Here is a 1,518-nt window from a genome sequence, read left to right on the forward strand (position 1 = left end):
AACACCCGACGCCGGCACTCCCGCCTCGGCCAGCGGTCCCCGATCGCCTACGAGAACGACTTCCAACCAGCAGCAACTACCCTGACTCAAGCCGCATAGACGTGTTCAAACTCCGGGGTCAAGGCCCTACCTCGCCAAGATCACCCCACCCACCACCGAAAACCAAGGACAGACTTAAGCCCCCGATTTCGGGCGCATCACACTAGTGACCTGAGTCGGAGGTTCTTCGTTGGTTGGATGTGAGTCGTCCTGGGCCGAAGATTCCTCCGTTGTCGGTGACCGATGTCCAGCGGGCGGTGCTTGAGAGGTGGGTGCATCGGCGTTCGACCGCGCAGGCCCTGGCACTGCGGTCGCGGATCGTTCTTGAGTGTGCCGAGGGGCACTCGATCATGGAGGTGTCGCGTCGGTTGCGGATCGCTCCGGACACAGTCCGCACCTGGCGGCGACGCTTCCTTGACCGGGGCCTGGACGGCTGAGTGATGAGCCGAGGCCGGGTGTCCCGCGCAAGATCAGTGATGCGGATGTCGAGCGGGTCATCGTCAAGACACTGGAAGAGCGGCCGGCGAACGCGACCCACTGGTCGACCCGGTCGATGGCAGCGGCCACGGGGATGTCACAGTCGGCGATCTCACGGATATGGCGGGCGTTCGCCCTGGCCCCGCACCGGTCGCAGACCTTCAAGCTGTCCACTGACCCGTTGTTCATCGACAAGGTCCGTGATGTCGTCGGGCTGTATCTCGACCCGCCTGAGCGGGCTTTGGTGCTGTGTGTGGACGAGAAGTCTCAGATCCAGATCTTGGACCGTTCCCAGCCGGTACTGCCGATGATGCCCGGAGTGCCCGAACGCCGCAGCCACGACTACGTCCGCGCGGGCACCACCACCTTCTTCGCGGCCCTGGAGGTCGCGAGTGGCAAGGTCATCGGCTCGCTCCATCGCCGGCACCGGGCTGCCGAGTTCAAGAAGTTCCTGGTCAAGCAGGTCCCGCCTGACCTCGAGGTGCACCTGATCCTTGACAACTACGCAACACACAAGGCGCCGGCCATCAAGCAGTGGCTGCTGACCCACCCGCGGTTCCACCTGCACTTCACTCCCACAGGAGCGTCCTGGCTGAACCTGGTGGAGAGGTGGTTCGCAGAACTGACCGCGAAGAAACTCCGCCGCGGTATCCACCGCTCCGTCAGGCACTCGAACGCGATATCCGCAGCTGGCTGGCTAACTGGAACGAGCACCCTCGGCCCTTCGTCTGGACCAAAACAGCCGACGAGACCCTCGACAAAGTCGCCGCCTACTGCCGAAGAATCGCCGACTGGGCGTGTACGGATCTTTGTGTAAGTCCTCGGATTCACTGGGTGTTGAGCCGGTCCTCGAAGAAGAGTGAGAACTGGTTCAGTGAGCTCTTTCCATCATCGGCCTGAGCTCGCCAGATGCAGGGTCAGGACAGCTTGGACCAGGCTTGTGATGCGGGTGGTCGAGCACCGCAGTTTGCGGAGGAGTCGCCAGGACTTAAGGGTGGCGAC

General features: G+C 63.0%; 2 pseudogenes. One reads left to right on the forward strand and one right to left on the reverse strand.

Annotated features, from left to right (window positions below):
* Positions 1-233: 233 nt before the first annotated feature.
* Positions 234-1,290: pseudogene (locus tag LUZ64_RS36600) on the forward strand (IS630 family transposase); the annotation flags it as partial.
* Between the two features lie 114 nt (positions 1,291-1,404).
* Here LUZ64_RS36600 and LUZ64_RS36605 read toward each other — a convergent pair.
* A pseudogene (locus tag LUZ64_RS36605) lies at positions 1,405-1,518 on the reverse strand (IS5/IS1182 family transposase); the annotation flags it as partial.

The sequence above is a fragment of the Streptomyces albireticuli genome (assembly GCF_021228125.1).
Lineage (GTDB): Bacteria > Actinomycetota > Actinomycetes > Streptomycetales > Streptomycetaceae > Streptomyces > Streptomyces albireticuli.